General features: G+C 35.6%; 22 protein-coding genes. 6 read left to right on the top strand and 16 right to left on the bottom strand.

Annotation, left to right across the window (positions count from 1 at the left end; translation table 11 throughout):
- Positions 1-37: 37 nt before the first annotated feature.
- From PBT89_RS16090 to PBT89_RS16060, 7 genes are all read right to left on the bottom strand, one after another.
- The gene (locus PBT89_RS16090) at positions 38-1,150 is read right to left on the bottom strand and encodes an adenylate/guanylate cyclase domain-containing protein (RefSeq protein ID WP_270062722.1); all 1,113 of its coding nucleotides are present in this window, start codon (positions 1,148-1,150) and stop codon (positions 38-40) included.
- Positions 1,151-1,324: 174 nt separating this feature from the next.
- Positions 1,325-2,749, bottom strand: a complete 1,425-nt coding sequence (locus PBT89_RS16085) for an efflux transporter outer membrane subunit (protein ID WP_270062721.1) — start codon at positions 2,747-2,749, stop codon at positions 1,325-1,327.
- Between the two features lie 14 nt (positions 2,750-2,763).
- Positions 2,764-5,907, bottom strand: a complete 3,144-nt coding sequence (locus PBT89_RS16080) for an efflux RND transporter permease subunit (protein WP_270062720.1) — start codon at positions 5,905-5,907, stop codon at positions 2,764-2,766.
- A 19-nt stretch (positions 5,908-5,926) separates the two neighbouring features.
- Entirely contained in the window at positions 5,927-7,060 is a 1,134-nt protein-coding gene (locus PBT89_RS16075; protein WP_270062719.1) for an efflux RND transporter periplasmic adaptor subunit, read from the bottom strand.
- Between the two features lie 27 nt (positions 7,061-7,087).
- Positions 7,088-7,567 (bottom strand): GbsR/MarR family transcriptional regulator, encoded by a 480-nt coding sequence (locus PBT89_RS16070; RefSeq protein WP_270062718.1) that lies wholly within the window; start codon positions 7,565-7,567, stop codon positions 7,088-7,090.
- 75 nt (positions 7,568-7,642) lie between these two features.
- Positions 7,643-8,467, bottom strand: coding sequence for a phospholipase A (locus tag PBT89_RS16065; RefSeq protein ID WP_270062717.1), 825 nt, complete (start codon positions 8,465-8,467; stop codon positions 7,643-7,645).
- Positions 8,468-8,626: 159 nt separating this feature from the next.
- Positions 8,627-9,703, bottom strand: a complete 1,077-nt coding sequence (locus tag PBT89_RS16060; protein WP_270062716.1) for an isoaspartyl peptidase/L-asparaginase family protein — start codon at positions 9,701-9,703, stop codon at positions 8,627-8,629.
- A 283-nt stretch (positions 9,704-9,986) separates the two neighbouring features.
- Between PBT89_RS16060 and PBT89_RS16055 the strand changes: the two genes are divergently transcribed.
- Complete coding sequence (locus PBT89_RS16055) at positions 9,987-10,532, top strand: 3-hydroxyanthranilate 3,4-dioxygenase (RefSeq protein ID WP_270062715.1); 546 nt, start codon at positions 9,987-9,989, stop codon at positions 10,530-10,532.
- A gap of 22 nt (positions 10,533-10,554) precedes the next feature.
- Positions 10,555-12,108: an L-piperidine-6-carboxylate dehydrogenase gene (amaB, locus tag PBT89_RS16050; protein WP_270062714.1), complete on the top strand. Its 1,554-nt coding sequence runs from the start codon at positions 10,555-10,557 to the stop codon at positions 12,106-12,108.
- A 66-nt stretch (positions 12,109-12,174) separates the two neighbouring features.
- Here amaB and PBT89_RS16045 read toward each other — a convergent pair whose 3' ends face one another.
- A complete protein-coding gene (locus PBT89_RS16045; protein WP_270062713.1) occupies positions 12,175-12,963 on the bottom strand; it encodes a helix-turn-helix domain-containing protein in 789 nt (262 codons plus the stop codon).
- A 149-nt stretch (positions 12,964-13,112) separates the two neighbouring features.
- Here PBT89_RS16045 and PBT89_RS16040 point away from each other — a divergent pair, with 149 nt between their 5' ends.
- The 3 genes from PBT89_RS16040 to PBT89_RS16030 are packed head-to-tail and all read left to right on the top strand — an operon-like array spanning position 13,113 to position 17,062.
- Positions 13,113-14,399 carry a TolC family protein gene (locus tag PBT89_RS16040; protein ID WP_270062712.1) on the top strand — a complete coding sequence of 429 codons (1,287 nt, stop codon included), beginning with the start codon at positions 13,113-13,115 and terminating at the stop codon, positions 14,397-14,399.
- Positions 14,399-15,460: an HlyD family secretion protein gene (locus tag PBT89_RS16035; RefSeq protein WP_270062711.1), complete on the top strand. Its 1,062-nt coding sequence runs from the start codon at positions 14,399-14,401 to the stop codon at positions 15,458-15,460. The genes PBT89_RS16040 and PBT89_RS16035 overlap by 1 nt, the downstream gene beginning before the upstream one ends.
- Before the next feature lie 3 nt (positions 15,461-15,463).
- On the top strand, positions 15,464-17,062 hold the full coding sequence (locus PBT89_RS16030; RefSeq protein WP_270062710.1) for an MFS transporter: 1,599 nt from the start codon (positions 15,464-15,466) through the stop codon (positions 17,060-17,062).
- A 27-nt stretch (positions 17,063-17,089) separates the two neighbouring features.
- Here PBT89_RS16030 and PBT89_RS16025 read toward each other — a convergent pair whose 3' ends face one another.
- The 6 genes from PBT89_RS16025 to PBT89_RS16000 form a co-directional block, all read right to left on the bottom strand.
- Complete coding sequence (locus PBT89_RS16025) at positions 17,090-17,674, bottom strand: PhnA domain-containing protein (protein ID WP_270062709.1); 585 nt, start codon at positions 17,672-17,674, stop codon at positions 17,090-17,092.
- 69 nt (positions 17,675-17,743) lie between these two features.
- Entirely contained in the window at positions 17,744-18,460 is a 717-nt protein-coding gene (locus PBT89_RS16020; RefSeq protein WP_270062708.1) for a LytR/AlgR family response regulator transcription factor, read from the bottom strand.
- On the bottom strand, positions 18,460-19,476 hold the full coding sequence (locus PBT89_RS16015; protein WP_270062707.1) for a sensor histidine kinase: 1,017 nt from the start codon (positions 19,474-19,476) through the stop codon (positions 18,460-18,462). The genes PBT89_RS16020 and PBT89_RS16015 overlap by 1 nt, the downstream gene beginning before the upstream one ends.
- Positions 19,473-20,414 (bottom strand): DUF5694 domain-containing protein, encoded by a 942-nt coding sequence (locus PBT89_RS16010; RefSeq protein WP_270062706.1) that lies wholly within the window; start codon positions 20,412-20,414, stop codon positions 19,473-19,475. The genes PBT89_RS16015 and PBT89_RS16010 overlap by 4 nt, the downstream gene beginning before the upstream one ends.
- Positions 20,415-20,416: 2 nt before the next feature.
- Positions 20,417-20,722: a DUF5694 domain-containing protein gene (locus PBT89_RS16005; protein WP_270062705.1), complete on the bottom strand. Its 306-nt coding sequence runs from the start codon at positions 20,720-20,722 to the stop codon at positions 20,417-20,419.
- A gap of 110 nt (positions 20,723-20,832) precedes the next feature.
- On the bottom strand, positions 20,833-21,387 hold the full coding sequence (locus PBT89_RS16000) for a DUF3575 domain-containing protein (protein ID WP_270062704.1): 555 nt from the start codon (positions 21,385-21,387) through the stop codon (positions 20,833-20,835).
- Positions 21,388-21,640: 253 nt separating this feature from the next.
- Here PBT89_RS16000 and PBT89_RS15995 point away from each other — a divergent pair, with 253 nt between their 5' ends.
- Entirely contained in the window at positions 21,641-22,036 is a 396-nt protein-coding gene (locus PBT89_RS15995) for a YkvA family protein (RefSeq protein ID WP_270059918.1), read from the top strand.
- A gap of 67 nt (positions 22,037-22,103) precedes the next feature.
- Here the strand turns inward: PBT89_RS15995 and PBT89_RS15990 are convergent, their stop codons facing one another.
- Together PBT89_RS15990 and PBT89_RS15985 are read right to left on the bottom strand one after the other, a co-directional pair.
- A complete protein-coding gene (locus PBT89_RS15990) occupies positions 22,104-23,108 on the bottom strand; it encodes an acyl-ACP desaturase (protein WP_270059919.1) in 1,005 nt (334 codons plus the stop codon).
- Between the two features lie 161 nt (positions 23,109-23,269).
- Positions 23,270-24,001, bottom strand: coding sequence for a metallophosphoesterase (locus PBT89_RS15985; RefSeq protein ID WP_270062703.1), 732 nt, complete (start codon positions 23,999-24,001; stop codon positions 23,270-23,272).
- Position 24,002: the final 1 nt, after the last annotated feature.

The raw sequence follows: 24,002 nt of genomic DNA, 5'->3' as shown, positions 1-24,002 counted from the left end.
AGATCATTGGAAAATTCAAAATTGTTAAGTTTTTGCCTTATTTTTCAGTAATAGAGAAAACATCTACACTCATTTTTCTTCCTTCCAGTTTTTGCGGTCCTAGAGGCTTTACTTCAAACTCCTTAGAAATTTTTGAGTTCTCGTTTACTTTACCAGAAATCAAAATTAATTTATCATAGGTTTTGCATAGGCCTTCAATTCTGGCAGCCACATTTAAAGTGTCACCGTGATAAGCAATTTCACGTTTTATGTCTCCAACTTCTACAGCTGTAACCAATCCTTGGTGAGCTCCTGCTTTAAACACGGGAACATGATTGTATGATTTAAGATAATGTTCTTTTTTCTGCTGAAATCGATTGTGGACGGCAAAGAAAAATCTTATTGCTTCAGTAGAATCAAACCATTTTAATGGCCAACCTATTACAACTTCATCTCCAACATATTGATAGATTTGCGCGTTATGCTTTTTTACCATTTGATTGATGTCCATAAAGCTTTCCTGGATAAATGCGCTGTATTGTACATGTCCTAGCTTTTCTGCTAATTGTGTTGAATCTTTTAAGTCCAGAAACATAAAAAGTCGATTCTCCTCGGTTGGATAACGGAACTTTCCCAATAAAAATGGTAAAATTAGGCCAGGACCAAATTTGTTCGTCATCTGGTTGATAAAACTTAGAACCAAAGTCATAAACAACGTATAACTTAGAATGATAATATTGTAGAATTTCCAATTCATTCTAATAATATTTTCAGTGTATTCGTTTAAGAATGAATCATCGGCATATTCTACAACCACGTATCTTATAAAAGATATAATAAAGGTTAGCACAGAAAAATAAAGAATACCACCCGCCAGAATATTAAATCCTAAAGATCGATTTCTGAAGATATAATTTTTTAGAAAATGGTCAATAAATCCAAGAGCAACACCTAAAAATGCACCTAATCCTAAAAATAGAGTCAACACACCTGTAATTGAAATATTGGTTGATTTGCCAATAGCCTGTAGAACAGATAACGCGGTAAGATGAATTATTAGAAACAACAGCCCATAAGCTAAAATCCAGAAAATAATTTGTTTAAGGATTTTGCTTAAAAATGGATGTTGATTAGAAAAACTATAAAAATTTATAGCGTAAAATTTCCCCATAAACTTTGTTATTTATATTCGAAGAATTTGTGATGATTGATGAAAAAAATCGGATAAGCAAAAGTATAACTTTTTAATGCACTGTCTTTATTTCTGAAAAAAATAAATATTATAAAACAGCCCCGATTCTTTGAAAAAAACGGGGCTATTTCCAACAATTAACAAAAATTCAAATTATTGCCATCCACCACCTAATGCTTCGTATAAATTAACTAAAGAATTTAGTTGCGTATATCTAGCATTAATAAGGTCTAATCTAGAATTCAGCGTATTTTCTCTTGCAGTTAATACTTCAAGGTAATTCGCTAATCCATTATTAAGCAATTGCTCAGAATAATCTGTTGCAGTGCTGTAGGCGTCAAATTCTTTTTCTTTAACCTCTATTTTTTCACTCGCAGCCTCGTAATTATAAAGCGCATCAGATACTTCCTGGCTTGCAGTAAGAATCGCCTGTCTAAAATTTAAACGTGCTTGCTCTTGTTGAGCTTCTGCAACTTCGTGCTGCGTTCTTATTTGGCGACCGTTAAAAATAGGTTGTGTTAAGCCCCCAATTATATTTGCAAACAGTGAGTTGGTATCAAATAAATCTCCTGCATCCAAACTTTGCAATCCACCAGTAGCTGTGATCGTTAATGACGGATAGAAATTTGCTCGGGCTACATTAGTAAGTTCAAATGCATTCCAAAGATTATACTCAGCCTGGATCACATCTGGGCGATTTCTTAGTAGCTGAGTTGGAACACCGATTTTTAATTCAGTCGTTATTTTCTGATCAGATAATTCCGTTCTCTCTATTTCCATAGGGGCTTTACCCAGTAGGATAGACATGCTATTTTCCATCAATCGCATATCATTTTTAAGATCTATTAAGATCGCCTGTGCCGTATATACTTGAGCTTCTGTTTGCTTTACGGCAGCGGCAGTAACGTTTCCAGCCTCTTTTAACGCTTTGTTGGTTTCAAGGCTATTTTTACGGTTTTCTATCGTTTGCTTGGTTACTTTAATCTGCTCGTCTAAAGAAAGCAAATTATAATAAGTTGTCGCAATACTAGAAATAAGTTGCGTTTTTACTGCCTGATGAGCAGCAACGCTTTGAAGGTAACTGGCTTCGTAAGCTCTTTTGTTGCTTCTAATTTTACCCCAGATATCAGCTTCCCAAGAGAGGTTTCCAGAAATCTCATATTGATCTATATGATCTCCTATAGATCCACTGGGAACGTTCCCTAATTGTAACCCCATCTGGCTATTTTTAGAAAAATAGTTTCTCGTAAAAGTAGCGTTACCATTTAATGTAGGGAAATAACCTGCTTTTCCTTGTTTAAGGTATGCTTCTGAAGCAAGAATTTGCTGTAAAGCTACCCTAATATCGATATTATTCTCCAATCCTTCTTCAATGTATTGTTGTAAAACAGGATCGGTGAATAAATCTCTCCAAGAGACATCTGCCATAGTAATACTATCCTGTGGCAGATTATCTGTTCTGAAGTTTTCTTCTTTAACAACTTCTGGTCTTTCGTATTCTTTAGCTACAAAACAAGATTGCAGACTACATAAAAGTATTGGGAATACCAGAAATTTAAAACTGATGTATTTTTTCATCTTTAAATTTATTTCTAAGATTCTGTTTGTTCTACGGCTTCAGGCTTCTTTCCTATTTTTTCCTGCAACCATTGGAAAAGGATAAATAGAATAGGGATTACGAAAACTCCTAAGATCGTTCCTATAAGTAATCCTCCAACAGCTCCTGTTCCTATAGATCGGTTTCCTTCTGCTCCTACACCAGAGGCTAATACCAACGGCATTAATCCTAAAATAAAGGCGAAGGATGTCATAAGAATAGGTCTCAAACGGGCTTTTGCACCATCAATCCCGGCATCTACAATAGACTCTCCGTTTCTTCTACGTTGGATTGCGAATTCTACAATTAGAATTGCATTCTTCGCCAACAGTCCAACCAGCATGATCAAAGCAATCTGGAAGTAAATATTATTTTCCAGTCCCATAAGCTTAGTACTTATATATGCTCCAAAAATACCTAGCGGTAAAGAAAGAATTACAGAAAATGGAAGTAAATAACTTTCGTATTGTGCCGCTAAAAGGAAATAAACGAATACCACACAAAGAATAAAGATTAGGATTGTTTGGCTACCAGCGCTAACTTCTTCTCTTGTAAGCCCAGAATAAGCTGTGGTATAATTAGAGCCTAACTTGCTTATCTCTTCGTTTACAATATCAATACCATCACCAGAACTAAACCCTGGATTCATAGCTACCGTTAACTTAGTAGAGTTAAAAAGGTTGAACCTTGTTACAGATTGAGGGCCATAAACTCTCTCTAAACTCACATATTCACTAAGCGGAGACATTTCTCCTGAACTTGTACGAACAAACATTTGGTTAAGGTCATCTTTATCTGCTCTGGCATTAGGATAAGCCTGCATATAAACGCGATATTGTTTACCAAATCTAGAGAAATCTGCTGCATAAATTCCTCCAATATATCCCTGCATTGTTGCGAAAATATCACTTATGGTCACTCCCGTTTGCTTAGCGAGTGGGATATTAATATCCATTTGATATTGAGGATAATTGGTGTTGAAAGCCGTTTGTGCATATTGCACCTCTGGATGCGACATGATGTTTTGCATGAATTCCTGGTTGGCCTTATCCAGATCCTTAAAACTACCACTAGAACGATCTAGCAAGTTCACTTCAACACCAGAGGACGAACTAAATCCTGGAATACTAGGAGGAGAGAAAAATATGATATTGGCATCTGGTATGGTAGCAGCTGTGCCAAATAGTTTTCCTGTAATGGCTTCAACAGATAATGAGTCTTCACCACGTTCACTCCAATTGTCAAGTTTTATAAATCCTAAAGCATAGTTACTACCCTGGCCGTTCAATAAACTAAATCCATCTACCATATTTAATCCCTGAACACCTGGTATATTTTTTACTTTATTGTAAAGCTCTTCAGTAACTGCATGAGTTTTATCTAAAGAAGAACCGGCTGGTAATTCTACGTTGGCAAATACAATCCCTCTATCTTCATTAGGAACAAATCCAGTAGGTGTAGTTGTAGCTGTCCACCAAATTCCAACTCCTGATAATATCAAAATTAAAACCGTAATCCATTTATTTTTATAAAGGAATTGTAAGGATTTACCATAGCGATTAATAGTAGCGTTAAAGCCTCTATTGAAGGCTGCATAGAATCGCTGTAAGTAGTTCTTTTTCTTATTTTCATCCTCATGCTCATTATGTGGTTTTAAGAATAAAGCACACAACGCGGGACTAAGTGTTAATGCATTTACTGCAGAAATCGCAATGGCTACAATCAAAGTAATACCAAATTGCTCATAAAATACACCTGTTGGTCCTGTAATAAAAGTTACGGGTATAAATACAGCGGCCATTACTAGGGTAATAGAAATAATTGCACCTGAAATTTCCTCCATGGCATTTATAGTAGCGCCTTTTGCAGTTTTTGCACCTTCATCTAATTTGGCGTGGACGGCTTCTACAACCACAATTGCATCATCTACCACAATACCAATCGCTAGTACTAAGGCAAATAGCGTTAGTAAGTTTATGGAGTATCCAAAAAGATTCAGGAAGAAAAATGTACCTATAATCGAAACCGGTACTGCAATAGCAGGGATAAGTGTAGATCTGAAATCCTGTAGAAAAATAAATACTACAATAAATACTAATATAAATGCTTCAACAAGTGTATGTACTACTTTTTCGATAGAAGCATTTAAGAATTCATTGGTATCATAAGGGATAAAAACTTCGATTCCTTCAGGAAAATCTTTTTTTAACTCTTCTAAACGAGATTTAATACTTTCGATGATTTCCTGAGCATTTGAACCTTTGGTTTGATAAACAGCCATACTAACACTAGGATTACCTAACGTATTAGAGCTTACCTGGTAAGATTGTGCATCTAATTGAATATCTGCAACATCTTTAAGTCTAAGAAATTCTCCGTTTCCAAGCGCTTTGATGATAATATCTTCGTACTGCCCTTCTTCTTTATAACGGCCGGGATATTTTATGGTGTAAGAAAAGGTTTCTCCACTATTTTGTCCTAAAGTACCAGCAGCAGCTTCTAAACTCTGTTCGTTTAAGGCTGAAATTACATCTGATGGAACAAGATCATAAGCTGTTAATCGTTCTGGTTTTAGCCAAATTCGCATGGCGTAATCCTGGCGAGAAAATACATTAACATCACCAACACCAGAGACCCTTTTAAATTCAGGAACAACATTAATATTTAGATAATTATTTAAAAATGTTGCGTCGTAATTAGGGTTAGTGGTATAAAAAGACATAAACATCAGCGAACTTGTCTGCTGTTTTTGTGTAGTTACACCAGCTTGTGTTACCTCTTGTGGTAATAATGGATTGGCAAGGGCAACCCTGTTTTGTACGTTTACCGCATCGATATCGGGATCTGTATCCTGTTCAAAATAAACAGTAATTTCAGCAGTACCGTTATTGGTCGCACTAGAAGTAATGTAGGTCATTCCTTCTACCCCGTTTATCTGCTCTTCAATAGGAATAATTACACTTTCCAGAATAGTTTCTGCACTGGCACCTGTATAGGTAGCAGATACTTTTACCGTTGGAGGTGCAATATCAGGGTATTGCTCTATTGGTAAATTGCTAAGTCCCAGAACTCCCAAAATAACAATGATAATAGATATCACTGTAGAGAGGACGGGCCTTTCTATAAATGTTTTAAGCATTATTTTTGTTATCTAAGGATTATTGAAATAATTGATCTACCGGCTTTGCGATGCTATCAAATGGCACTTCTTGCGGTTTTACAGTGGCACCAGGTCTAAGTTTTCCAGCGCCTTTTGCTACTATTTTATCGCCTTCTTTTAATCCAGAAGAGATCACATATAAATTACCAACATTCGCTTTGGTCTTTATTCTTATAGCATCCACTTTGTTGCTATCGGCAACTTTATAAGCCATAATGCTTCCTTGTTGCTCGAAAGTTGAGTTTTGTGGAACTACCGGAACTTCTTTATATGTTACGGGTATCTTAATAGTACCGCTGTTACCGTTGGTGATAAGCTGATTTGGATTATCGAAGATCGCTCTAAAGCTAACCGTACCGGTATTTTGATTAACCTGTCCTGTTACTGTTTGGATTTTTCCTTTTTCTTCGTAGGTCTCACCATTAGTTAGCACAAGACTAATTTCAGGAAAATTATTTACTTTTTCCTGGCGGTTTTCTCCTTCTGTAGATTGTATGAAATCTAAGTAATCAGACTCGTTCATAGAAAAGTAAGCATATACTTTTTCAATATCAGAAACCGTAGTTAAAGGTGTAGAATCTGATGGGCCTACTAAGGTTCCCTGTCTTAATCTTATCGAACCTACATAGCCATCAACAGGACTTTTTACGGTAGCGTAGCCAATATTAGCGGTAATACCTTCGTATTTACTTTTAGCCTGTTCTAGATTGGCTTTGGCAGTTTCCAACTGAACTTCACTTACGATTTCTTTTTCAACTAGAGGTTTAATTTTATCAACTTCTACCTGGGCAGCGTTAACGCTAGCTTTTGCAGCATTAGCATCTTGTGTTAGTGATTGAGTTTCTAACTTAAAAAGGGGTTGTCCTTTTTTAACACGTTCACCTTCATCCACTAATACTTCCTGAATATATCCCTGCACTTTTGCACGTACATCACTGTTTACAATACCTTCAATTCTGGTAGGGTAAGAGTTATATCCTGTTAGTGTTTTTGTGGGAATAGTAATTACAGGATAAGGCATTGCCTGTTGTTTTTGGCCTTGCGCCTGTTGCTGGTTTGATTTGTCTTCTCCGCAAGATACGAGCATGAGAACTCCGGCGACAAAACCTATATAAGCTTTAATTTTTCTCATTTTTTTTATAATTAGGGGTAAAGATTATTAGCTTTTTATTTTCGACATTTTTTGTATAACATCCTCAATATTCAATTTTTGAGACTCTAGATATTCTCTAAAGAGCAATGCTGTTTGTCCATTTGTTTGAAATTTTTGATTGTTATTTTTTATATTGAAGTTTATAATCTTGTCCATCAATTTAATCTCTTCAGAAATGTTTAGATGATATTCTTCGAGGGTGTTTTTTAAGTAGAATGTGCTCGCTCTAAAATATCGTTTCCTATCTCCAGATTTCGTGAAATATTCTATTTTCTTTAGTTGTAAAAGATGGTTGAGATGCGTAGAAACTGAACTTTTGCTCGCGCTTGTGATCTCTAAAATTTCATCGAAAGTATGCCCGTCTTTTGGCGAGAGAATCATTATAGCATAGATTCTTGCCGCTAATGGAGCTAATTGATGAATCTGCTCGAAGTGCACACCTATCTCTTCAATCAACTGGCTTTTTTCCTCTGAACAACAACTCATATTTAAAAAATTTGAGATGCAAAGGTATGATTGGTTCGGAAACTACCGAACTAATTAAACTTAAAAAAAAGTTAATTATTTGTTACTGCGCAGAAAGTCAAGCTCGTTGCTCTTTAAGAGAAAGCCTATCCGAATAACACTGCGATATTGATCGTATTCGATAAGATTTTCATCGTAGCCCGTAAACCATTCTAAGACTAAAAACTGATTTACGCTATTAAAAGGATTGTATAAAATACGTGGTCGTGCAGCTCCTTTCCAATCCCAGGATAATCCTTTTTGAATCATTAATTGTGCATAAAGCTTGTTTGGGATAAACTCGTAATCAAAATTTAACTGGCCGTATCCTGAATAATCCATCAAATCTGGATTGCCTTCTTTGTACGAAAAAGGAATCCACCCTTTTACCCCGGCGATTAGTTTATCATTAATAGCCAGATTGAAATCTAAGGATACAAAATTCCAGCTACGAGAGTAAATACTATCACGCCCGTTAGATTCATGTTCTAAAGCCAAAGTTCCAAGAGAATTTACTTTACCGCTTTTATCATAAAAGTATTTAGAATAAGCAATTCCCGGGTTAAAGTTTATCTCTTCAAAAGGGCTGGAAAATTCGTAAACATTCCAAAATGCTTTTTGTGTGTATTTTATATATAAATAAGAATCCTGCGGCACTTTTTTTCTGAAAATTAGCTGCTTAAAACTTATTTGATATTTAGCATCTGCAGTTTGTTTACTTATACCAGTATGCGTGGGAATTCCTGTAATAAAATAATTGTCTTTATGGATGGTAAAAGAAGGCAATGTAGCAAGACTGTCTTTCAAGGTTTCCTTGGTAAGACCTTGAGCATTGAGAGTATTCAGAAAACAAAAAAACAGCAGAGAAAAGAAGATCTTCATTAATTAATAGGCTTTTTATATAAATTCATTTTAGAGAAAGCGCTTAGTCGTTCAATTAAAAATTTAATAACTGAAAATTTTTAGTATTTCTACAAAAACCTTCAAAATATTGAAAAATAGAAAGTTATAATTATAAAGAAGTACGGTACTTTTTTATAATTATTCTCCGTAAATACCTAGATTTAATTCTCCTTTTTTATTCATGCTGGCGCGATACATGCCGGCGGTATTAAATTCCATCGCAACATTTCCATCGTTATCTATGGCTATGATTCCGCCATCACCGCCCATTTTAGGTATTTTTTTCTGAATAACTTCTGCTGCCGCTTCTTGTAAACTCAAGCCTTTATATTCCATTATAGCTGAAATATCATAAGCTACAACACCACGAATAAAAAACTCTCCCCAGCCGGTAGAAGATACTGCACAGGTGGCATTATTTGCATAAGTTCCTGCACCAATTATGGGAGAATCGCCAATTCTATTCCACTTTTTATTGGTCATTCCGCCGGTCGAAGTTCCCGCCGCAAGATTTCCGTTTTTATCTAAAGCCGCACAACCCACAGTTCCAAATTTGGAATCTTTTATAAAACTGTCGTAGTTCGCCACTGTTTTATTTCCTGCCTTTTTAGCTTCTCGCTCTTTTAAACGTCGTAAACTTTTAAAGCGGTTTTCTGTATAAAAGTAGCTAGGATCAACAATTTCTATTCCGCGTTGCTCTGCGAATTCTTCGGCGCCTTTTCCTGCCAGTAATACATGTTCTGAATTTTCCATGACTTCGTACGCCAAATTTATCGGATTTTTTACATTCGTAACACCCGCAATCGCACCGGCATTTAAAGTTTCACCGTCCATGATCGATGCGTCGAGCTGGTTGGTTTCGTCATTGGCAAAAACCGCTCCTTTGGCCGAGTTAAATAATGGCGAATCTTCCATTACATTTATCGTGCGTTGTACCGCCTCGATCGCGGTGCCGCCATTAGCTAAAATTTTGTGACCAGTTTTTATGGCTTCTTCTAATTTTGCTTTGTACGCATTTTCTAAAGAATCGGTCATATTTTCTTTAAGGATCGTCCCGGCCCCACCGTGAATTACAATCCCAAAATTAGGAATGCTGTCTTTTATTTTTTCTGATATTTTTTCTTCGGAAGTAGAAGTTGCTGAGGTTTCATTTTCTGAAGTTTCTCCACAGGAAATAAAGGCGAAAATGCTAAAAAAAAAAAGTAGTTTTTTCATGGAATATTAGGTTTTGCATGGCCTGAAGTTATATAAATTAATTGAAATGTTTAAACCCGCGTTAGTGATAGGAGTGAAAAGCCCGTAAAGCGCCTTTTTTGGCGGTGCGGACTTGCAACGGATAGCACGGTAGGCAAAAAGCAGCGCGTTTTGCCTAAACGCCCAAAAGCTTAAAAACCTGCTCTCTCTTTGAGTGGGATATATCTATTAAATTGACAGATATTTATTGAATCTTGATTTTCTTTTGCTCATATTATGTAATTTTAGGTTCAAAATTTAGAATATGGCTGTAGCTAAACCTTTTAACCTTAATAAGTGGATCGAAGAAAACAGAGATACTTTAAAACCACCTGTTGGAAATCGAAATTTGTATAGAGATGCGGGAGATTTTATTGTGATGATCGTTGCCGGGCCTAATGCTAGAAAGGATTATCATTATAATGAAACTGAAGAATTATTCTATCAATTAGAGGGGAATATCCAGGTAAATATTCAGGAAGATGGACAGAAGAGAACGATGGAGTTAGGACCTGGCGATATGTATCTAAACCCTGGTAAGATTCCGCATTCACCGGTTAGAGAAGAAGGTTCTTTGGGATTGGTTGTAGAACGCAAAAGAGCGCATTTAGAAGGTAAGGACGGATTGCTTTGGCATTGTGATAATTGCAATCACAAATTGTATGAAGTGTACTTCCCTTTAGAAGATATCGAAGTAGATTTTTTAAAACATTTTAAACATTTTTACGAGAGCAAAGAGTTGAGAACCTGTGATAATTGCGGTGAAGTAATGCCGGTAGATCCACGCTTTATTGCTAAAGAAGACGAATAAATTATTTACACAGAAAAGGAAAATGAGTAAAATCGCAAAAGATTTTGGAATAGATAAAGCCTTAGAAGAATTAGGGCTGCAAGAAATAAATAATGGAACTTCTACCGGAAAAGATTTCTTTTCTAACGGAGAAATCATCGAATCCTACTCACCGGTAGATGGTGCTTTAATAGGAGAAGTAAAAGCCACTACCGCAGATGACTACGAAAAAGTAATTACTACTGCTACAAAAGGTTTCAAAGAATGGCGAACCATGCCGGCACCACAGCGAGGCGAAATTGTAAGAAAATTTAATGACGAATTACGGCGCTTAAAAGAGCCACTAGGGAAACTCGTTTCTTATGAAATGGGGAAATCTTACCAAGAAGGTTTAGGGGAAGTTCAGGAAATGATCGATATCTGCGATTTTGCCGTAGGTCTTTCTCGTCAGTTACACGGATTAACAATGCATTCAGAACGCCGTGGTCACCGTATGTATGAGCAATATCATCCATTAGGAGTGGTGGGAATTATCTCTGCTTTTAACTTTCCGGTGGCGGTTTGGTCTTGGAATACGGCTTTAGCTTGGGTTTGTGGCGATGCTTGTATCTGGAAAGGTTCAGAAAAAACACCATTAACTTCTGTAGCTTGTCAAAATATTGCCGCGCGTGTATTTTCTGAAAATGGAGTGCCAGAAGGAATTTCTTGTTTAATTACAGGAGATTATACCGTAGGAGAAATGATGACGAAAGATGAACGTATTCCGTTAATCTCAGCAACCGGTTCTACCCGAATGGGGAAAACTGTAGCCAAAGAAGTAGCCGGTCGTTTAGGAAAATCTTTGTTAGAATTAGGCGGTAATAACGCTATTATTGTTACTCCAGATGCGAATATTAAAAACACCGTGATCGGTGCTGTTTTTGGAGCCGTAGGAACTTGCGGACAACGTTGTACTTCTACGCGTCGTTTAATTGTTCACGAAGATATTTACGATAAAGTAAAAAATGCGGTGGTTGATGCTTACAAGCAAATTAAAATTGGTAATCCATTAGATGAAAACAATCACGTAGGACCGTTAATCGATAAAGATGCCGTTAAGAATTACCAAAATGCCTTAGAAAAAGTAGTGGATGAAGGCGGAAAAGTTTTAGTTGAGGGAGGCGTTTTAGATGGTGAAGGTTATGAAAGCGGTTGTTATGTAAAACCTGCCATTGCTGAAGCTGAGAATCATTTTGAAATCGTGCAACACGAAACATTTGCTCCGGTATTATACATTATGAAGTATAAGGGAGATGTGAGCAATGCATTGGATTTACAAAACGGCGTTCGCCAGGGATTATCTTCAGCAATTATGACCAATAATTTACGAGAAGCAGAGCGTTTCTTATCTGTTGAAGGTTCAGATTGTGGAATTGCCAATGTAAATATCGGAACTTCCGGTGCTGAAATTGGTGGTGCTTTTGGAGGTGAAAAAGAAACCGGTGGCGGGCGTGAAAGTGGTTCTGACGCTTGGAAAGTTTATATGCGTAGACAAACCAATACCATCAATTACACAACTGAATTACCGTTAGCACAGGGAATTAAGTTTGATTTATAGCAGCTAGATCTGAGATTTTAGATAAAACCTCACAAGTTTTCAAAACTTGTGAGGTTTTTTATTTTTCTAAACATTCTGTTTTCTAAACTCATTTGGAGAACGATGAATTAATTGCTGAAAAGCATAACTAAAGGCTGAAATACTGTTGTAACCGCAGCTATAAGCAATTTCAGTAATAGAAAATTCGGTTTGTAAAAGCAACTCCATACTTTTTATAATTCGAGTAAGTTTTACATACTGTAAAAAAGAAGTCTCCATATTTTTTTGAAATAAACGAGAAAGTGTACGCGGACTTTGTCCAAATTCTTCAGCAATTTTATCTACATATAAATCCTGGTCGATGTTAAGATGTATGTATTTTAAAATCGGTCGTAAAACTTTATTTTCTGTAGTAGGTAATACGATCGGTAAGGGATTTTCAGCCACATTTAGTACAATGTTTTTCATCGCGATTAAAAACTCAAATTCTGCACTATCTTTTTTAGTGATATCACCTCGCCAATTGGCGGTATAATAAATCATTTCCATTAGAAGATTAGTTACAGGAAAAATGCCGCCGTGTTCTTGCAAATGATGATCCTGAGGAATAATCCATTTCGGAAAAAAAATATTCCGGATCATTTTTACTGAAGTCCGCGAAGTTACATTATGCTCCCTTCCTGCCGGAATCCAAATAAAATGCCTTGCGGGAAAAAAATAAGATTTGTTTCTCGTATTTAAAAAAGCCACACCTCCTTCAACATAACTGAACTGATGTTTTTGGTGACTATGCATCGGCAAGCTTTCTTCAATTTTAGTGTGATATACAAAGAAACTTTCGCTATCACGTTTTACTTTTTCTAAAAATGGATGCATATAGACTAATTTATATTGGCTGAAATTATAAAATATTTGTCTGTTTTTTGAAAATAAGCCTTAATAATTCAGCTGAAATTTGCAAAATGAAATTTAAGATGACACATAAGATTTCAGCTTGCCTGCTATTTTGCTTTTTCTCTCTAAGTATGAGTAAAATAGCAAGTGCGCAGGTTTTGAAAGACAGCATTCCTTTAAGTTTAGAAGAAGCTTGGAGCCGAGCCAATACCTATAGCAAAGAAATTCGGCTTAGTGGTTTTGATACCGAAATTGGAAAAGAGAAGATTATCGATGCTAAACGCCAGCGTCTACCAGAGTTTGGCGTAGAAGGGAGTTACGGGCAACTTTCTAATATTCCTGTTTTTACAGACGGAATTTCTAACGATGCAGATTTTATTCATTTAGAAGATCACACCACTTATAGTGCCGGAGTAGAAGCCTACTTCAATTTATATAATGGGAATAAAACGAATCTTCAAATTGAAGAAGCAGAGACAAAGCAAGAATTACTTACTTATTTAGAAGAAGAAACTGTTGCTGCGATTCATTACAAAGTAGCTGAAGCCTATTTGCAAATGCAACGATCTATGTCGTTTAATCAATTAATACTTCAAAATATAAATCGAAATAAAAAGCGTCTAGACCAGATTACCAAATTGTATGAAAACGGCGTGGTTTTAAAAAGTGACCTATTGCGCGCAAAACTTCAGCTTTCGCAGCAGCATACCAATTTGTTGGAAATGAAGAATCAAGTTGAACTTGCCACGCAATCTTTAAATATTTTGGTAGGTTTTGAAGATGAACAGCCTATAAAACCCACTGATAGTATTTGGGTGAATGTTTTGAAAGCTGAACAAACGTATCGGGATTATAAAAATGAAGCGTTAGACATTTCTCCCCGAAATAAGATTGCAAAGCAACAGATTAAAATTAAAGAACTTCAGGAAGAAGAACTGAAAGCAGATAAGCTTCCTAAAATTGGGCTGTTTGGAGATTATACGTATTCTTATCCTCAAATAAAATTATATCCTTATGAAACTGCTCCATATTTGTTAGGAATCGCAGGCGTGAAATTATCTTACAATATTTCTGCATTATACCACGACAAGCATAAAGAGAAAGCAGCAAAGATTGCGGTAGAACGTCAAAAATTAGAAAAGGGGCGTACCGAAGATAACTTAAGAAAAGGTGTAAAAGCAGCTTATAAACATTTGCAGGAAGATCTAGAGAAAGTTGAAATTTCTAAAATGAATATCGAACAGGCGCAGGAAAGCTACCGCATTGTCAATCAGACTTACTTTAATCAACTTTCATTACTCACCGATCTTTTGGAAGCCGATACGCAATTATTACAGGCAAAATTTGAATTTGTGAACAATCAAATTTCAGCAAGATTACATTATTACCAATTACTTAAAATAACAGGCGAATTATAATGAGTGAGCAAGTTAAGAAATACGAAAAATTAGATAATACGGTGGTAAAAATAACTTACGGCGTAGCCTTAATTATCTTGTTAATTTTGGTCGTTTGGGGCACACTTACTTTAGTGAACTTTTGGCGTTATGAAGAAACTAACGATGCTCAGGTTAAAGAGTATATCAATCCTATTTTAAGTAGAGCTAGTGGTTACGTTCAGGAAATAAGATATAAAGATCATCAACAAGTTACTAAAGGAGATACACTGGTTATCTTAGATAAAGATGAAGCGAACGTAAGTTTGCAAGAAGCAAAAGCCGCATTGGCATCTGCTAAAGCACAATTAGAAGTTTTAGAAAGCAACGTTTCTACGGCAACGAGTAGTGCCAGTGTAAATCAAGCCAAAATTAGCGCTGCCAAAGCAAAATTATGGCAACAGCAGCAAGAATTTAATAGATATAACAAGTTGTTGGAAGGTGAAGCCGTAACGCAGCAACAGTTTGAAGATGTGAAAACCAGGCTTGAAGTCGCGAAATCTAATTATAGAGCGATAAAAAATTCATTTAGTACCGCTCAGGGAAAAACTAGAGATGTAAGTGCGCAAATAGCTGTAGCTAAAGCAACTATAGCGCAAAAAAAATCGGTTCTAGAGCGAATTCAACTTAATTTAAAATACAGTGTAATCATAGCGCCATCTGACGGTTATATGGGAAAAAAGAATTTGCAGGAAGGTCAATACGTTCAAAAAGGGCAAACCATTGGGTTTATTGTAGATCAAAATCAGGGAAAATGGGTTGTGGCTAATTTTGAAGAAACGCAGATTGCAACAATGCAAGAGGGAAAAGAAGCTGAAATCACCATCGATGCTTACCCTAATGAAACTTTCCACGGAAAGATTGAATCTTTATCTCCGGCGACAGGATCAGAATTTTCTTTACTACCAACAAACAACGCTACCGGAAACTTTGTGAAAATTACACAACGTTTTCCTGTACGTATTTTATTTACCGATGAGGCTGCTAAACTTAAAAAACTTCGCGCAGGAATGAATGCCGAAGTTTTTGTACCCAAATCTTAACTTATGGCAAGTGAAAAAAACGAGGCAATTTTTAAACGTTGGGTGCCAGACTGGTTAGTTTTACTGGCAATCTTTCTTTTTTTGCTTCCTATAGCTTCAGTACTTGGGATTTATTTGGCAGGAACAACTAGCGCTGCCACCTATTACGCCATAGATAGTACCGATGTTCGCTACTCTGTAGTGGTATTTTATCTGGCCATCGCCAGTGCTTTTCCTTTAGAGAAAAGTTTTTTCAATTTCTTCTCTTCAAAAAGTTACTTAATAGGGGCGAGCATCATATTTGTGTGCATCAATTTGATCTTATACTATACCAATAGTTTTGCAGTGCTATTAATTTTGAGATTTGTTGGAGGCGCACTTTCTTTAAGTTTTATAGGAATAACTTTCAGTCTTATTTTTAGACAATTTCACGCACAAAGAAGTAGAGTGTTGGGATATGCAACGCTGTATTCCTGTTTATTTGTAACTGCACCATTGGCTCAGATTTTAGATGCCAATATTTTTACCCACTACGATTTTAATACCATTTTTTTAGTCAAAATCTATATGGTGTTGCCGGGACTTTTATTGTTTCTTTTTCTTCTGAAAAGTAATGTTGATTTAAGGCCGGAAGGAAAACTTCCGTTTAAAAATGTTGATTGGCAGAGTTTTGTGATTTATTCTTCAGCTTTATTGTTAATCGCTTATGTTTTACTTTACGGGCAGTACTATCATTGGTTTAAAAGCCTAAGAATTACTTTTTGTATGATTGGTTTTGTATTTCTGCTGTTAATGTTTGTTTTACGGCAATTAAAATTAGAAACTCCTTACATCAGTTTAAAAATTTTTAAAGCACGAAACTTTAGGATTGGTATGGTGTTGCTTTTTGTGTTTTATTTGGCCAAAGGTGATACCAGTGTGCTTTATGGTTTTTTTAGAAACAGTGTTCATCTAGATAGTTACCATCAGGGCTATGTGATGTTGATAAATGGATTTGGAATTGTTTTAGGTGCCTTTTTAAGTGCCCGGTTTATTTTGGCAGGTAGAAAAATACGACTGATTTGGCTCACCGGATTTGGTGCATTATTATTTTACCATTTACTGAGCCTGAATGTTCTTGGAAATCAGGCAGAAATGTCTACTTTACTATTGCCTCTATTCTTGCAAGGCTTCGGGAATGGTGTGTTGATAGTTTCTATCGTGATTTTTTATGCAACTTCAGTCAAACCCGAAATTGGATTTTCAGCATCGGTAACAGGTGTCGCTTTTCGATTTTTCTCTTTTACAGCCAGTATGGCTTTAGTTGCTTTTATGGGGTTGCATCAGCAAAAAATACATCAGCAATCTTTTGCAGCCAATATCACTGCAGATAATCCAGTAGCGATGCAGGAAATTTCAAAATATTCAAGTGCGTTGCAGCAAGAAGGGAAGTTGGTAGAATCTAACAAAGCTGCAAAAGCTTTATTAAATAAAGAAGTTGGGAAGCAGGCAAACCTGATGTTTGCCCGAGATTATTTTATTTATATGAGTATTTTTATTGGATTGGTGATGCTGGCAATTGCAGTCATCCCACATTTCCACTATAAAATACGCAAGATAGGAGCTAAGTTAATTCCGGTTTAAAATCAAGAATTAACTTAGCTTAAATTATTATTTGGTTTTCTTAACGTATTGGGTAAGGATAACGATATGTTGGCCATCTACACGTCCTTCAATTTGTTCAGCATTATCGTGTACTAACGAAATTCTATGCACGGGCGCGCCACGCTTTGCCGTAAAATTAGCGCCTTTTACATCTAAATCTTTAATAAGTACCACCGAGTCGCCATTGGCAAGAATATTCCCGTTGCTGTCTTTATGAACAATCTTTTCTGCTTCATCTTCTGTTTCTACACCATCTTTTGCCCAGGTCAACGCTTCCTCATCCAGGTACATCATTTCTAACAAATCTTGCGGCCATCCTTCTCCTCGTAAACGGTTAAGCATTCTCCAGGCTACAATTTGCACCGGTAAATGTTCACTCCACATACTGTCATTTAAACAACGCCAGTGGTTGGGATCTACTTTTTCTGGATCTTCAATTTGTTCAAGACAAGTTTTAGAAATTAATATTGAATTTTCTAAACTGGCTTCTGAAGTTGGAGGTACTTGATACACCTGTAAATCTTCTTGTGAACCCGATAATTCACATTTGTTACCACTACGTTTCATTAATTGTTGTTCAAGTACGCTCATATTCTATGATTTTTTGCAAAAATACATTTTATTTCCGTTTAGAAAATGAGATTTAAAAAAATGTTAAAATTAAAGTTTTTTGGCATTGACTTTTCTGAAAAACTCAGAGCGATAGGTGTCACCAAGCGGTAGATCTTTATTATTTACCCAAACTTCAAAATTATCGGTTTTTTGTATTTTATTTAAAGCTACGATATACGACTTGTGAATTTTAATGAAATGTTCTTCAGGCAAACTCTGCTGAATTTTCTTTAACGTGTTGTAGGTAACCAACTGCTCTTTTTCAGTGTGAATCACCACATAATTTTTAATGCTTTCAGCATATAGAATATCGTCTAATTTTACTTTTTGAAAGCGGTTTTTACCATCGGTCTTCACAAAAAAATAGTCTTCAGATTGTAGAATTTCGGTATTTATTTCCGAAGAAAATTTCCTTTTTAGTTTCTCTACAGCTTCAATAAATCTAGGGAAAGCAACAGGTTTTAAAAGATAATCGACCGCATTTACCTGAAATCCTTCTACGGCAAATTGTGCGTAGGCGGTAGTAAAGATAATATTGGTCGAATCTCCAATCATTTTTGAAAGTTGAATTCCGGTAAGTTCGGGCATTTGGATATCCAGAAATACTAGATCTGGTTTAAGTTTTTTGATTAATTCTAAACCTTCTAAAGCATCGGTAGATGAAGCCAGCAATTCTAAATCCCTCGTTTTTCCTATAAAAGTTTCCAACACCTTTATCGCAGGTGGTTCGTCGTCGATAATGATACATTTTATAATCTTCGCCATTATTTTAAAGGAAATTGAAGTTTTACAAAATAAGAATTTTCTTTTTTGAAGTGTTCTAAATGATAGTCTTTGCCAAAAAGTAGCATTAATCTTTGCTTAATATTTTTATAGCCAATTCCCGATTCATCATAGTTTTGCTGAGGTTTAAAATAGTTTTCGACTTTAAAATGAAGCTGATTTTTATCGATTTTCAATAGGATGTCAACAGGTTTTTCTCGCTGATTTAAAATTCCGTGTTTAAAGGCATTTTCTACGAAATGAATTAAAAGTAAAGCGGGAATTTTTGCGTTGCCGATCTCTTCAGGGAAATTGGCATTAATAAAAAGCTGATTTGAAAACCGACGCTGAAAAAGATTAATATAATTTTTAATAAAATGAATTTCATCTTTCAGCAAAACATATTCGCCTTCATTTTCGTAAGTGACATAGCGAAGCATTTCTGAAAGTTTAAGAATGTCGTCGCTAAGTTTTTCATCGACCACCAAAGCATCTGCGTAAAAACTATTAAGCGTGTTGAATAAAAAATGCGGACTCAACTGCGATTTTAAAACCTGAAGTTCTGCCTGTTTTTTCTTTAAACTTAACTCACTAATTCGCTTATTGATGCTGAATTGATATTTCACAAAATAGAAAATCAAACTCAGTAAAAATATACGAATTGCGTAATAAGAGTTATCGAAGATGTAAAAGAGTGGTCTGCGAGAATTCGGATAGTAGTTATGTTCTCCCGTAAAACCATAAATAATCACTTCTTCTATAAGATACCGAAGACCGGCAAAATACAATAAACTAAAAATTAAGCCTAAAAATAAATATCCCCATTTTTTCTTCGGAATCGTTCTAGGGGCGATACAACTGTACACCAGATAAAATAAACTCGCCTGCAAAAGCGCAAATTCTAGATCTTTTAGGTTGAATGTTGTAGCTCCCTGAAGCACAATTTCAGCAAAAATGTCCATGGCGAAAAAGAGCACCCAAAAAATAATATGATATGTGATTTCCTGCTTTTTGGTCATGACTCGTTTAACAATAATACATTAATTTCAGGAAAATTGGCTTTCAATTCTTTTTCGATGCGGTATATATGTGATGCACCTACGATAACGATGTTTCTTGTTGCTGAATTATCCACGATTTGAGAACCTATGTTTTGTGCCATATTATGATTTCTACGATTCCAGAAATCCAAGCCTTCGAGACAACTTTTTGTTTGGTTTTTCACATAGCTGAAAGAGGCTAATTGATTTAAACGCTTCAGGGATTTTCTTTTATTTACGTAGAAGCCTAATCGACCAAAAAGCGCAGGAACAATAGCTTTATTATATTGCTTTTTGTTTAGTTTCTGGTTGATTTTATTATCGCCATTTTCGCTGCCATCTTCTGCACAGTTTTGCCAGGCTTGATGATATTCTTTATTCGTTTGCTGATCGTCCATTGATTGTAATTTTTTGATGTTTAATTGCAGGGCAAGTTTGGCAGTAAGATCGCCATCTTCGTGACGAGTAGGTTTTGATGAACCTGAAATTCCATATTGCTGAATATAAGAATAGAAGTCATAATTTGCATAATCACGCAGATACCCAAAAGATTTGATAAGTTCTTTTAAATCTTTTTGCGTTAAGGCATTAAAGTTTTTCTTTAATAATTTCTGAAATCGAGATTGGTCAAAATTGTAGCTATTTTGAAGCGAATCTGAAAGTGCGTAAAATTCTTTATAACTGTTAGACCAGCCATCTTTTAGATACTCCCAACTAATCGAATCGTTTGGCCGCGGTGTTTCTACATAAATAGCTTCGGGTTGGTAGTTCATTGCTTTTTTTAAAAGCGGTCTATAACTATGTTTTACGATTTTTGGGACTTTATGCATGGTTCCGATAAGTAAGACTTCTTTTTGTTGCCCAATAGCGATCTGGCTGAACAGTAGAAAAATGAAAGAGATGAATAGCTTTTTCATGGTTACAGTTCATTAAATTTAACAAGCTCAAATTCTGGGGTGCATTCAAAAAGCCATTTTAGGATAGAAACATGGCCGGCTCCAAAAATTACTAAGATTCGGTCATTCAGATTATGATTTATTTTCTTTTCTTCTGAAATTTGATGAGCATCCAAGCCTGGATAGTTGAAATGAAAGCTTCCTACTAAAAGGACTTTGGGAATCTTTTCTCCCTTCCGAAGAAATTCATCGGGATCTTTTAGTCGAGATTGTGAGAAAATTGAAGAGAAACTAACACTGAGTAAAAGAGAAATTAAAATCGTTTTCATAAAAAAAGTGCTTTATAGATTTGAAACCAAAACTAGAAAGCACTTTGCTTTTAATTTTTAAAATGAACTAAACACTCACTTTCTCAGGATAAAATGTGGTTTTTGTACAATTAAAATCTATAGCCGATCTGGAAACCTGCATTAAATTCGATAGCAGAAAACCGATCTTTTACCTCGTCACTAAAATTTCTTCCAATATTAATAAATGGTCCTAAGACAAATTTATTATTGAAATTCCACTTATAACCGCCACCTAGACCTACGATAAACGAATCCATATCTGTTTCTACGGTGCTTGGGGTATTGTTTCCTTCTAGTATTTTATCTTCTTCAAATTCGCCAGTGCGGATCTTGATAAAAGGATTGGCATAAATTCCTGACCCTCCATCTTCTCCAAAATAATAGCTATATCCAAATTTGAAACTTGTAGTATTAAATTTTCTTGAACCACTTTCGCTATGGTAATTTATACGATCGTTAAAAAGAATTATAGCTTCTACAGATTGATTTTTGTCTAAAAAACGCTCGTAACCAAATTCTACAGAGGCGATAGCTATAGTGTTTGCAATATTTAACTTGACTTCGTTTTGTGGAATTCCGCTGGTTTGCGCTTTAGCAAATGTACTTAAGCATAAAGCTCCTAGTATAAAAAATACCTTCTTCATAAATCGATCTTGTTTTTTTGTTAGCGTGGCAAAGATACTTGTTCAGTTTCAATAAATTTAATGCGATTGTATTTTAATTATTTCTGAAACAATAAGCTGTTATGTTTAATCTGTTAGGAATAAGTGACTTTTGTGTTTAATGTGGTTCTTGTAGTAGTACCATAATTTACAATTTTACTCTTAAAACAATGATAAGGTTCTTAGAGGTTTGCTATAATTTTTATAATTTGGAACTCTATTTAAACAATCAAAAATGAGCATTTTCAGTAAAGATAAAATTGAGGAAGAACACCAGAAGAAACAGGAGGATTTTCAAGAAGAAGATGTAGAGACTGTTCTGGAGGAAGAGGAGAAAATCAAATCTAAATTTGAAAGTAAGAACGCGCTTAGACGATATTTTGATGATGCGCAAATCTTATTTAATTTGGTTAGAGATTACGCGAATGGTGATTATCGAGAAATCCCTTTTAATATTATAGCGGGTATTGGAGCTGCGCTGCTGTACGTGTTATCTCCTATAGATTTAATCCCAGATTTTATTCCTGTGGTAGGATATCTGGACGACGCTGCAGTTATTGCTTTTTCTTTAAGTCTTATTGAAAAAGACCTGGCAGTTTATAAAGTTTGGAAAGCTAATCGAAAAGCTTAACAAGAAGCTTAAATAATACAATTAAAAAAGTCCGCAATATTGCGGACTTTTTTAATTGTATCTGAGTTTAAATAATTCCGTTATTCGCTACCCATTTAAAAGTATATTGATCTTGCGGAATTGCGATACGATCTGCAATTCTCGTCATTCTATCGGGAAGTTTCATTAAGTAATCACGAGCTTTTTCAGCTTCATCTGTTAAGGCTCTCATTTTATCAATTTCCCAATAATCATTTAATTTTTTAAGAATATCGATATAATCGTAGGTGGTATACACACCAAGGCGTTGTGCTGCATTCGAGAAGTTTTCGAAAGCTTCAGCAATTCCCTGTCCGCTCTCTCTTAAAAATTGAGCTGGCATGACAATTTTTTTCTTCATCATGTCGTGGAATGCAATCATCATTTCACTTGGATCGTGCTCAAATATGGTTTTTACAAATTCTCGGTATGCCATGTAATGGCGCATCTCGTCTCCGGCAATGATGTTACACATTTTACCGAGCATTTTATTGCCTTTTTTCTTCGCTAATTGTCCCACACGTTTATGAGAAATATTAGTGGCTAATTCCTGAAAACTGGTGTATACAAAGTTTTTATAAGGATCTCTACCGGTACCAATATCAAAACCATCGTTTATTAAATGCTGCGTGGTTTTTTCGATTTCTCGCATATCTACACGACCAGATAAATAAAGGTATTTATTAAGAGTATCACCGTGGCGATTTTCCTCGCCCGTCCAGTGTCTTACCCATTTAGACCATGGATTTTGTTCGCCATCGGCACGACGCTGTTGGTCTACACCTTCTACATCCATTAGCCAGCTTTCGTAAGTAGGTAGGGCTTCTTCAGTAACCATATCTGCCACCAAAACAACCCAAAAATCGTAACCTAATTCTTTAGCTTCTTCGCGTAGTTGTTTCGCATTTTCCAAACCTTCTTCTCCCTGTAGATTAGGCAAGAGATCGGTAGGTTGCCAAATATCATCTACGGGAATTAGATATTCGTCAATAAACCCATCTACTTTTTTTTCGATGGTCTTCATTACTTCAAGTCTTATGTTTTCTAGGGCCATTATTTTCTATGTTACTGTAAATTAATGAAAATTGTCTAAATTACAGAGTTATTAGCAAGTTAAAATGCAATAATCATGCAATTATTTTAACTAAATGCATGGTTTGCAAATTAAAGGGAAATACATTGAATTACAAAGAGCTAAATTTTTATACCTATAAATCAATTTCTACCACTTTCTTCAGGATACAAGGTATAAACAGGATCACTTTGCCATACTTTCTTAGAATCGACATCTATAGCAGATAAACTTCCTTTAAAAGCAGCACCTGTGTCTACATTCCAAATATTCGCTTTATTCACCGGAAAGCTTTCACCAATGCGAGTTACCGGAGTGTGTCCAATAAAAATGGAATCGAAAACCTGTAATCGCTTCGGAAAAAAAGGACTGTCTTTTTTAATATTTTCATCTAAAGCTAAAGCCATTTCCCAAAGTGTACGATCCCAGTAAAATCCTGTACTGTAATATTCGTATTCTGGACCATGAAGATTAGTAAAGCCTGCGTGCACAAATAATCGATTTTGATCGTCTACATAATAGTTTTGCATTTCAGAAAAAAACCGAAGATGTTGTTGTTTCTCTTCTTCGTTTAATCTCGCGTAACCATCAATACTGCTTTGCCCGCCATGATGTAACCATTTTTCAGTCATTGTGCCACTTTCTAACCATTGATGTGTAAGATCATCATGATTACCACGCATAAAAATACAATTGTAATCTTTAGATAATTCAATTAAATACGAAACCACATTTGCTGAATCACTCCAGCCATCTACATAGTCTCCAAGAAAAATAATGGTATCCTCTTTTGTAATTTCAACTTTCTCGTTTAATAGTTGTTTTAGTGCGCGTAGTCCTCCGTGAATATCACCAATGGCAAGCGTTCTACCCATG

It is taken from the genome of Zunongwangia sp. HRR-M8 (genome assembly GCF_027594405.1).
Classification (GTDB): domain Bacteria; phylum Bacteroidota; class Bacteroidia; order Flavobacteriales; family Flavobacteriaceae; genus Zunongwangia.
Note: the sequence above shows the minus strand (reverse complement) of the source record. Positions and strands in the feature narration are given on the sequence as shown.

Coding starts and splice junctions, on each gene's coding strand:
- PBT89_RS16090 (WP_270062722.1), bottom strand. CDS start 1,150: ATGGGGAAATTTTACGCTATAAATTTTTATAGTTTTTCTAATCAACAT.
- PBT89_RS16085 (WP_270062721.1), bottom strand. CDS start 2,749: ATGAAAAAATACATCAGTTTTAAATTTCTGGTATTCCCAATACTTTTA.
- PBT89_RS16080 (WP_270062720.1), bottom strand. CDS start 5,907: ATGCTTAAAACATTTATAGAAAGGCCCGTCCTCTCTACAGTGATATCT.
- PBT89_RS16075 (WP_270062719.1), bottom strand. CDS start 7,060: ATGAGAAAAATTAAAGCTTATATAGGTTTTGTCGCCGGAGTTCTCATG.
- PBT89_RS16070 (WP_270062718.1), bottom strand. CDS start 7,567: ATGAGTTGTTGTTCAGAGGAAAAAAGCCAGTTGATTGAAGAGATAGGT.
- PBT89_RS16065 (WP_270062717.1), bottom strand. CDS start 8,467: ATGAAGATCTTCTTTTCTCTGCTGTTTTTTTGTTTTCTGAATACTCTC.
- PBT89_RS16060 (WP_270062716.1), bottom strand. CDS start 9,703: ATGAAAAAACTACTTTTTTTTTTTAGCATTTTCGCCTTTATTTCCTGT.
- PBT89_RS16055 (WP_270062715.1), top strand. CDS start 9,987: ATGGCTGTAGCTAAACCTTTTAACCTTAATAAGTGGATCGAAGAAAAC.
- amaB (WP_270062714.1), top strand. CDS start 10,555: ATGAGTAAAATCGCAAAAGATTTTGGAATAGATAAAGCCTTAGAAGAA.
- PBT89_RS16045 (WP_270062713.1), bottom strand. CDS start 12,963: ATGCATCCATTTTTAGAAAAAGTAAAACGTGATAGCGAAAGTTTCTTT.
- PBT89_RS16040 (WP_270062712.1), top strand. CDS start 13,113: ATGAGTAAAATAGCAAGTGCGCAGGTTTTGAAAGACAGCATTCCTTTA.
- PBT89_RS16035 (WP_270062711.1), top strand. CDS start 14,399: ATGAGTGAGCAAGTTAAGAAATACGAAAAATTAGATAATACGGTGGTA.
- PBT89_RS16030 (WP_270062710.1), top strand. CDS start 15,464: ATGGCAAGTGAAAAAAACGAGGCAATTTTTAAACGTTGGGTGCCAGAC.
- PBT89_RS16025 (WP_270062709.1), bottom strand. CDS start 17,674: ATGAGCGTACTTGAACAACAATTAATGAAACGTAGTGGTAACAAATGT.
- PBT89_RS16020 (WP_270062708.1), bottom strand. CDS start 18,460: ATGGCGAAGATTATAAAATGTATCATTATCGACGACGAACCACCTGCG.
- PBT89_RS16015 (WP_270062707.1), bottom strand. CDS start 19,476: ATGACCAAAAAGCAGGAAATCACATATCATATTATTTTTTGGGTGCTC.
- PBT89_RS16010 (WP_270062706.1), bottom strand. CDS start 20,414: ATGAAAAAGCTATTCATCTCTTTCATTTTTCTACTGTTCAGCCAGATC.
- PBT89_RS16005 (WP_270062705.1), bottom strand. CDS start 20,722: ATGAAAACGATTTTAATTTCTCTTTTACTCAGTGTTAGTTTCTCTTCA.
- PBT89_RS16000 (WP_270062704.1), bottom strand. CDS start 21,387: ATGAAGAAGGTATTTTTTATACTAGGAGCTTTATGCTTAAGTACATTT.
- PBT89_RS15995 (WP_270059918.1), top strand. CDS start 21,641: ATGAGCATTTTCAGTAAAGATAAAATTGAGGAAGAACACCAGAAGAAA.
- PBT89_RS15990 (WP_270059919.1), bottom strand. CDS start 23,108: ATGGCCCTAGAAAACATAAGACTTGAAGTAATGAAGACCATCGAAAAA.
- PBT89_RS15985 (WP_270062703.1), bottom strand. CDS start 24,001: ATGGGTAGAACGCTTGCCATTGGTGATATTCACGGAGGACTACGCGCA.